The 8,143-nt window shown below is 68.1% G+C and carries 6 protein-coding genes and 1 CRISPR repeat array; of the genes, 3 read left to right on the top strand and 3 right to left on the bottom strand.

Annotated features, from left to right (window positions below):
* From J4Z35_RS13525 to J4Z35_RS13515, 3 genes are all read right to left on the bottom strand, one after another.
* A partial coding sequence (locus tag J4Z35_RS13525) for a transposase (protein ID WP_243755102.1) occupies positions 1 to 190 on the bottom strand: 190 nt, incomplete at its 3' end.
* Between the two features lie 224 nt (positions 191 to 414).
* Positions 415 to 870: direct repeats of the CRISPR family, unit length 19 nt; unit sequence GGGCTCATCTCCGCGTGCG.
* Between the two features lie 29 nt (positions 871 to 899).
* Positions 900 to 2,459: an RNA-guided endonuclease TnpB family protein gene (locus tag J4Z35_RS13520; protein WP_131941946.1), complete on the bottom strand. Its 1,560-nt coding sequence runs from the start codon at positions 2,457 to 2,459 to the stop codon at positions 900 to 902.
* A gap of 572 nt (positions 2,460 to 3,031) precedes the next feature.
* Positions 3,032 to 4,162, bottom strand: a complete 1,131-nt coding sequence (locus J4Z35_RS13515; RefSeq protein WP_131941944.1) for a hypothetical protein — start codon at positions 4,160 to 4,162, stop codon at positions 3,032 to 3,034.
* A 174-nt stretch (positions 4,163 to 4,336) separates the two neighbouring features.
* On the opposite strand from J4Z35_RS13515, the gene J4Z35_RS13510 reads away from it, so the two are divergent.
* The 3 genes from J4Z35_RS13510 to J4Z35_RS13500 all read left to right on the top strand — a co-directional run bounded on the left by J4Z35_RS13510 (position 4,337) and on the right by J4Z35_RS13500 (position 8,018).
* Entirely contained in the window at positions 4,337 to 4,687 is a 351-nt protein-coding gene (locus tag J4Z35_RS13510; protein ID WP_074041285.1) for a hypothetical protein, read from the top strand.
* A gap of 176 nt (positions 4,688 to 4,863) precedes the next feature.
* Complete coding sequence (locus tag J4Z35_RS13505; protein ID WP_074041284.1) at positions 4,864 to 5,463, top strand: hypothetical protein; 600 nt, start codon at positions 4,864 to 4,866, stop codon at positions 5,461 to 5,463.
* 131 nt (positions 5,464 to 5,594) lie between these two features.
* Complete coding sequence (locus tag J4Z35_RS13500) at positions 5,595 to 8,018, top strand: HAD-IC family P-type ATPase (RefSeq protein WP_074041283.1); 2,424 nt, start codon at positions 5,595 to 5,597, stop codon at positions 8,016 to 8,018.
* Positions 8,019 to 8,143 lie beyond the last annotated feature (125 nt).

Below are 8,143 nucleotides of genomic sequence, written 5' to 3'. Positions count from 1 at the left end.
TGGTCGGCCCGTCCTTCAGGCCGGCGTCGACGCGGTGTTGCGAGACCCAGCGGCGCAAGGTTTCACGGCCCACGTCGACCTTCGGTGACACCAACGCGACGGCCTTGGTGACGGACCCGGCTTCCTCGACGCGGTCCAGGACCATCCGCACCGCGCGGTCCTTCACCTCGGGATCGAACTTCTTCGGCATGAACAACATCCTCTCGAACTCGAAAGGAAGCGGCATCACACCCGGGACGCTTCATCTCTGCACACCGAGCAGCAGGGTGCTCAGATGCGAACCCCAGCGTCTCTCAGAGGTGTGCAAAACCCTTGGCCAAACTCAGGGCGCCAAAACCGTCTCCAGATGATGCGTTTTGCACTCCGCGTGCGTGGAGCCAACTGATGATGACGTGGACGTGTGGCAGCGAGCCGGGGCTTATCTCCGAGTGCACGGGGCCGACACGCCGCATGGCGCGTCACCTCAACCGAGTTCGGGCTCGTCTCTGCGTGTATGGGGCCGATCTGCGGAGGGTGAACCCGTGGCCACACGAACCGGGCTCATCTCCGCGTGCGCGGGGCCGACTTTCGCCCACTTCATCAGCGTGTTGCGGGTCAGGGCTCATCTCCGCGTGCGCGGGGCCGACTTGACGATGAGGATGCCGAACTCGGTGCCGGCGGGCTCATCTCCCCGTGCGCGGGGCCGACGATCACCCCAGCCACAGCGGGCGGTGACCCCGGGGCTCATCTCCGCGTGCGTGGGGCCGACGTGGACTCGCGCTCATGGCGTTGATCCCGTGGGGGCTCATCTCCGCGTGCGCGGGGCCGACGACCAGGGGCCGTCGTCGATGTGAAGGTGCATGGGCTCATCTCCGCGTGCGCGGGGCCGACCCTTGCGGGGTGCTGTGTTTCCGCGCTTTTTAGTTGGTGGGAGAAGCGTTTGCCTTCACTTTCGCTTTCCCGTCGGGGGGAGATGACCGGACGCGATTACTCGGCCGGGGTGGCCCACCTCGCGGTGGGTCTTCCCGCTTCGCAGAACGCAGCGCGACAGATGTCTCGATACGCACTCCACGGGCGTTTTGCGACTCCTCCATGCCGGGGGCGTCGTGGGATGCGAGAGCGGTGCGAAGGACGTTCTTCGCCGCGTTGACGTCACGGTCAAGCACCGTGGCGCAGTTCTCGCAGTGGTACACGCGTTCCGACAGGGGCAGATTGGCTTTCTCTGCCCCGCACGTCGAACACGTCCTGCTCGTGGGAACGAAGCGCCCTGAGGGCAGGAGCCGCGATCGGTACCACGAAGTCTTGTAGGTGAGTTGTCGCCGCATCTCGGCGAAGCTCGCGTCGAGGATGGAACGGTTGAGGCCCGCTTTCGCGGCGACGTTGCGGCCAGGCTTGTCGATGGTGCCTCGTGCGCTGCGCGTCATGCCGGCGACGTTGAGGTCTTCGACCGCGACGACGGCGTGCGAGGTCGCGAGCTGCTTGGTGATGGCGTGCAGGGTGCTCGCGCGGTGCTGGGCGACGGCGGCGTGCTCTCGCGCGAGACGGGCTCGAGCCTTGATGCGGCCCGTCGTGGGTGTGACACGTTGGCCACGCTTGGGGGCGTCGATGAGGTCGCCGTTGGGTAGGCGCCACTTGCTGCGCGACAGGGCGCGCTGGGCGCGGGTGAGCCGCTTCTGCGCCGCCCGCAGGTGGCGCGGGTTGTCGATGATGGTGGCGTCGCTGAAAGCCATCAGGTGGTGCACACCCACGTCGACCCCGACCGCGCCTGCGGCTCGCTGGCGCGGGGTGGGGTGGTCGGGGATGTCGAGTGTTTCCAGCGCGAGGATGCTCACTGACCAGCCGTTGCCCGCGCGGGAGATCGTGGCTGACTGGATGCGTGCGACGCCGCGACGGATACGCCGGGCGAGGTGGCGGATGTTGCCCTTGAGCCGGATGGAGCCGGTGACGGAGATCTTCTTCGGCAGCGTCAGTCGGCGGTAGCCGTCCGGGCGGATGCTGGGACGCTTCACGTCGTGGGCCAGGGTGAAGCTGTCGCGGCAGCGCCCCTTGGACTTGAAGCGGGGGTAGCCGACGCGCCGCCCGGCGCGTCGACCTGTCAGGGAGTCGAGCCAGTTCTGCCACGCCGTGTCGGCTTGGCGCATCCCCGAGACCCAGCTGCGGCGGTTGACCTCGGTGCGCCAGGCGTAGTCCGGGTCGCGGTCGAACGCCTTCTCGTTGGTTTGGGATGTGGGGATGCGGTAGTAGCGCGAGGCGTCTTTCTTCGCGGCGGCGAGGGCCTGATCTGCGTCGAGGTGGCCGTAGCGGGTGTAGGTCAGATCGGCGACGCACGCGCTCCACATGCGGTGGGCGTGCACCTTGGCGCCGAGGGCCCAGTTGAAAGCGGCGCGGGAGGCGCCCGCATGAGAGGCCAGTGCTGCGGTCTGTGCGTCGGTCGGGTCCAGGGGGACGCGGTATGCGCGCAAGATTTCACGAGTGGTCATGGGGTGCCTCCTTCCTTGGTGAGAACCTAGTCGTGCACACCGACAACCCCGGAATTCCGGGGAATCTATGGGGTTGGGGGGTGTGGAGCTTCGTCGCGTTGTTGCGGGCTCGGGGTGGGACCCGTGCGCGGCCGTATGCGCGCGGGGATAACCCACTTGTTACGTACCCGCGTCTCGACGCCGCGCTCTGCCCACACGACGCGGCAGTGCCATAGTGAACCTTCGACACGTTGCTCGATGAGCAGGGCTTGCACCCACTCGCCGTCGACATACAACTCGACGTGCCCATCACGCGGTGCGACCCCACGAGGAAGCTCCCACGGGCGGTCGTCGGGGTCTTCGGGGATGCCGGCGCGTACCCCGATCGGTGCGACGTGCCCGTCCTTGCGATTCATCCCGCCAGCCATCGTTCCATCGTGGCACGTGGCGCCGACAACGGCTTATCAGGCAGGTCGCGACGTCCTGCGCAGGCGGGAAGCCGCTCACCAAGGGGGTGTGAGCGAGGGTGTCACTCCGGGCGCCCACGGAGCGGGGGTGGTGAGTCCATTGGACTCACCACCCCCGTCGTCCTGCTAGCTCATCTGAGGACCCTGGTGAGAGAGTCCGGAAGGAGAGTCGCCGTAGTCGCTGTGGCGCTGATGGCGCGCTGCCAGCGCATCACGCACTCTCGGGCTACCCTCGGCGTTGATCTGCTGCTGGGTGCGAGGCGGGGACGGCGAAGCTGAGTCGGTCTCCCACTCATCCCACGCCTGCTCCCACAGCGCCGATTCATCCTCATCCTGATGGCCCCTGGTCGCCGCCGCGGTCTCGGTGGCCTGAGCCTGCGGGGCGACCGGTGTGGTGACCTCTTCTTGCGGTTCTCCCTGCTCTTCGTCCGAGTCCTGGCCGCGCATCACTCGCTCGAGTTCGGCGACCTTGTGACGCACGGCCTGCAGTTCGGCTTCACGGGCGAAGGGCTGCCCAAGGTTCGCCTCGGCCGTCACCTTGTCGCGCTGTGCTGCGTCGAGTCGCTGCTCCGCCCTCGTCAGTGCTCCTTCCATGCCGGCGAGAGCGTTTTCCATCTTGGTGACGACGCCGTGCGACCCGGGTAGTCCCATGAGCGCGAACGCGTCGTCACGCACGAAGACGTCGTCGGGGGCTGCCTGCATCTGGAGGTTCGCCTTCGTGACACCCAGGCTGGAGTCGACGACCACGTCGAACCGGTGCCCGCCCAGCGTCACCAGGGCCTCGAGCGTGACAGGTTCTCGCGTGACGCGGGCGCGTGACGCGGCTGCGCCGAGGTGCTCACGGATGGCGTTGGCAGCTTCGACGCGCTCGGTGAAGACCTGGCCCGCGACGGTGGCGCGGAACGCGTCACCCTTCGTCTCGGTACGGTCCACGATCGCGTCATTCAGCGCCGGGATGCGTCGCGAATAGCTACTGATCGCGGTATTCGCCGCGTCAACCGCCTGACGGGTCTGGGTCTGTGATCGCCGGTGCGCGGTCGCCAGGCTCTCCAGGACCGACAGGTCTTGGTCGGCCTGGGCTTTCTCCAGGATGAGGGGGTTGTCCGAGGCGATCGCCTTGACCTCGCTCATGTTGAACGACTGGCTCGTCTCGATGTCCTCAGCGGTACGCGTCGCGGAGCCCTTGATGCACGTCCGCTTCGACTCCAGCTCCCGCAGGTCCGTGACCTTCGCACCCGGCAAGAAGTTCAGCGCCACGACTCTCCGCCATGATCGGTCTCGAGAGGCCCACCCCGAGCGCCTGCCGCCGACCTCACGACGCGGGTGTTGGCTCTCGAAACCGCTCTCGAACGGATCGTCTCAGAACGTGCCGACAACGATGGGGTTTGAGAGAGAGGTCGACCTGCTTGCAGTGCGGCGAAACTCGCGCTGATGTATGCCGAGCAGTTCTCGGCCGCCGCAAGCCTGTCCGGATACTTCAGCCCGCACGAGGACGAGATGACGGGTTCGTTGTTCGGTGGGCAGGAGAAGCTGCGACAGGAGAACGACCTGACGTGGCGACGCCAGCACCTGCCGATTCCCCACAGCGCGATCTTCGCGACGATGGGCCAGGCCGAAGGTGGTGACGAGGGCATCGAGAACACCCGCGCGTTCATGGCGATTGCGCGGGCACCCCTCACGACGAAGTTCGAGGTCGTCGACGGCGGCGGCCACAACTTCGGCACGTACCAGCGCGTCATGCCCGATGCGTTCGCGTGGCTCAGCACCTACATGGGGCGCTGACCGGCAGACGACGTGGCCCGTCGCCAGTGTCCACGAAATCAGCCCCCGTTCGACGAGGCAGGCGGCCCAGCGGCGAGATTCGGGCAAAGCAAGAACTTGAAAGCGCAATGACCTCTAGGATCGGCGGGTGACGTGCCGACCGCCGTCACCCCTCCCACCTCGAAGGAAACGCCCAGATGAACCGTGCCCTCGCCCTGGCCGGCGCGACGACGCTCGCCGCCGCCACCGCCTTCACCGCCACGCCCGCCCTGGCCGCGGCGACCGTCACGACGCGCGTCGCGAACCTTGCCGTGACACCGACGACGGTCAAGAAGGGCTCGAGCATCACGCTCAAGGGCCAGGCGCAGAAGCTGGCGAAGACCTGGACGGCGACGCCGGGTGCGTCTGTCGTCGTGTTCTTCGACGCTGACGGTTCTGCCCCGAACACCGCGCAGCGCACGCTGAAGGCCGATGCGCGCGGCAACTTCGCGACGTCGATGGCCCCGCAGGCGAGCGGATACTGGAGTGTTCAGCTCAAGGCGACGTCGACGAACAAGGCCTCGACATCGACGCGTGTCTACGTCAAGGTCACGGCCCCCGCGCCATCGCGCGGCAGCGCCATCGTCATGCCGAAGGGCAGCGTCAACTGCCCCAGTTGGGCGCCGATCAAGGGCAATGCGTCGAGCCACATCTTCCACAGGCCCGGCCAGCGCTTCTACGCCAAGACGCAACCCGAGATGTGCTTCTCGACGCCGGCTGCCGCGATCAAGGCGGGGTATCGCGCGTCGAAGATCTGATCGCAGCCCATGATGGCGGGTACTCACGGGTAGGCGCGCGGCTGCCCGCCTACCTGTGAGTGACCCGCCACCCTGAGTCTCGGCCCGGCCCTCGCGCCACGCGGGGGAGGCCGTCACGAGACAATGGGTCGATGGGAGAGCGGGAACAGCACGAGGCGGGCCTGAGCACGGCCGAGGTGGAGGAACTGACGCGTCGTGGGGAGGTCAACCACGCCCCTGACGACAGCATGCGCTCGACGTGGCAGATCGTTCGAGCGAACCTGTTCACACGCATCAACGCGATCTTCGCGATCCTCGTGGCCCTCGTCGTCGCGACGGGCTCGCTGCGCAACGCGCTGTTCGGGCTCGCCATCGTCATCAACAGCATCGTCGGCATCGCGCAGGAGCTGCGCGCCCGTCACACGCTGAAGCAGCTCAGCATCGTCAACACGGCCGAGGTGACGGTACGGCGCGACGGCGAGGCGAAGAAGATCCCGACGACGGACATCGTCACCGGTGACATCGTCGAGCTGTCGTCCGGTTCGCAGATCGCCGTCGACGGTGTCGTCGTGCGCGCCGACCACCTCGACGTCGACGAGTCACTGCTGACGGGCGAATCAGACCCGATCGACAAGCGCAGCGACGACGACCTGCGCTCCGGCAGCTTCGTCGTCGCGGGCTCGGGGCTGATGCGCGCCACCGCCGTCGGCGGAGATTCGTACGCCGCCAAGCTCACGGCCGACGCCGGCGAATTCACGCTCGTGCGCTCCGAACTGCGCAGCGGCATCGACAGCATCCTCAAGGTCATCACCTACCTGCTCATCCCCGCCGGCCTCATCACGATCGTCAACCAGCTGCTGCTCGCGCGCGACGACTGGAAGCAGGCCGTCCTCGGCATGGTGGCCGCACTGACCCCGATGGTGCCCGAGGGCCTCGTGCTGCTGACGTCCGTCGCGTTCGCCGTCGGCGTCATCCGCCTCGGGCGCCGTCAGTGCCTCGTCAACGAGCTGCCAGCGATCGAGGGCCTCGCGCGCGTCGATGTCGTCTGCGCCGACAAGACGGGCACCCTTACGGAGCCGGGTATGACGCTCGAACGCGTCGAACCGCTCGGTGACACCGACGAGGGCAGTGCGAAGGAGGCACTCGCCGCCCTCGCGCACGCCGACGAGCACCCGAACGCGACGATGCTCGCCGTCAAGGACGCGTTCGGCGATGCGCCGGGTTGGGGCGTCGAGGCGCGGGCGCCGTTCAGTTCCGCGACGAAGTGGTCGGGCGTCTCGTTCGCCGGGCACGGCAACTGGGTCATGGGCGCCGCCGACATCCTGCTCGACCCCGACAGCGCCGACGGTGAGCGCGCAACGGAGGTCGGCGCGAGCGGCGCTCGCGTGCTGCTGCTCGCCGAGGCGGAGACGCGCGTCGACGCCGACGGCGCGCCCGGCGAGCTGACGCCGCGCGCCCTCGTCGTGCTCGCGCAGAAGGTGCGCCCCGACGCCGCGAAGACGCTCGAGTACTTCCACGACCAGGGCGTCGAGGTGAAGGTCATCTCCGGCGACAACGCGCGCAGCGTCGGCGCCGTCGCCGAATCCCTCGGCCTCGGCGAGGCCGACCAGGCGCTCGACGCACGCAAGTTGCCCACGGACACAGCCGAACTCGCCGACGCGCTCGACAAGGGCGTCGTGTTCGGGCGCGTCAAGCCCGACGGCAAGCGCGCGATGGTGCGGGCGCTGCACAGCCGCGACCACATCGTCGCGATGACCGGTGACGGCGTCAACGACGTCCTCGCCCTCAAGGACGCGGACGTCGGCGTCGCCATGGGCTCCGGCAGCGACGCGACACGCGCCGTCGCCCAGATCGTCCTGCTCGACAACAAGTTCGCGACGCTGCCGCACGTCGTCGCCGAGGGCCGCCGCGTCATCGGCAACATCGAACGCGTCGCTCACCTGTTCCTCACGAAGACGATCTACGCGGTGACGCTCGCCCTCGTCATCGGCCTGCTCGGGCTCGGGGCGCACCTGTTCCACACGCCCTCGCTCGCGTACCCGTTCGAGCCGATCCACCTGACGATCGCCGCCTGGTTCACGATCGGCGTTCCTTCGTTCGTGCTGTCACTGCTGCCCAACAGCGAACGAGCGCGCAGCGGATTCGTGCCGCGCGTCATGCGGTTCGCGATTCCGTCGGGGCTCGTCATCGCCGCCGTCACGCTCGCGTGCTACCTGCTCGTGCGCCACGGCCAGGGCGGCGGTGCGGACGCCGTCACCGACGCAGGGTTCGGCGCCGGGCACACCCAGATCGCGACGGCGACGCTCACGACGCTCATCGCGTGCAGCTGGTGGGTGCTCGTCATCGTCGCGCGTCCGCTCGACCGCCTGCGTCTCGCGCTCGTGACGGCGTGCTTCCTCGCCTACGTCCCGATGTTCCTGCTGCCGTTCACCCGTCGCTGGTTCTCGCTCGACCCGACGAACCTGTCGAGGATGGCGATCGCGGCTGCCTGCGCGCTCGCTGGCGTCGCCGCGCTCGAGGGTGTGCACCGCGTGGTGGCGCGACGTCAGGGCCAAGCGCCCGCGGTGCACGGCTGAACGTGATGACCTTGCCCGAGATCGCGTCGTTCCCGACGCGATCTCGGGCAAGGTCACCGCGAGCCGTACGACATCACGCGCCGAGATCGTCCAGCCGAGCGATCCAGGGGTGGTTCGGTTCGGTA

It is taken from the genome of Dermacoccus sp. NHGro5, from assembly GCF_017565385.1.
Lineage (GTDB): Bacteria > Actinomycetota > Actinomycetes > Actinomycetales > Dermatophilaceae > Dermacoccus > Dermacoccus nishinomiyaensis.
This window is presented reverse-complemented; position numbering and strand designations above follow the sequence as displayed.

Bases quoted from the DNA above. Each gene is read 5' to 3' on its own strand.
- J4Z35_RS13500 (WP_074041283.1), top strand. From the start codon at position 5,595: ATGGGAGAGCGGGAACAGCACGAGGCGGGCCTGAGCACGGCCGAGGTG.
- J4Z35_RS13505 (WP_074041284.1), top strand. From the start codon at position 4,864: ATGAACCGTGCCCTCGCCCTGGCCGGCGCGACGACGCTCGCCGCCGCC.
- J4Z35_RS13520 (WP_131941946.1), bottom strand. From the start codon at position 2,459: ATGACCACTCGTGAAATCTTGCGCGCATACCGCGTCCCCCTGGACCCG.
- J4Z35_RS13510 (WP_074041285.1), top strand. From the start codon at position 4,337: ATGTATGCCGAGCAGTTCTCGGCCGCCGCAAGCCTGTCCGGATACTTC.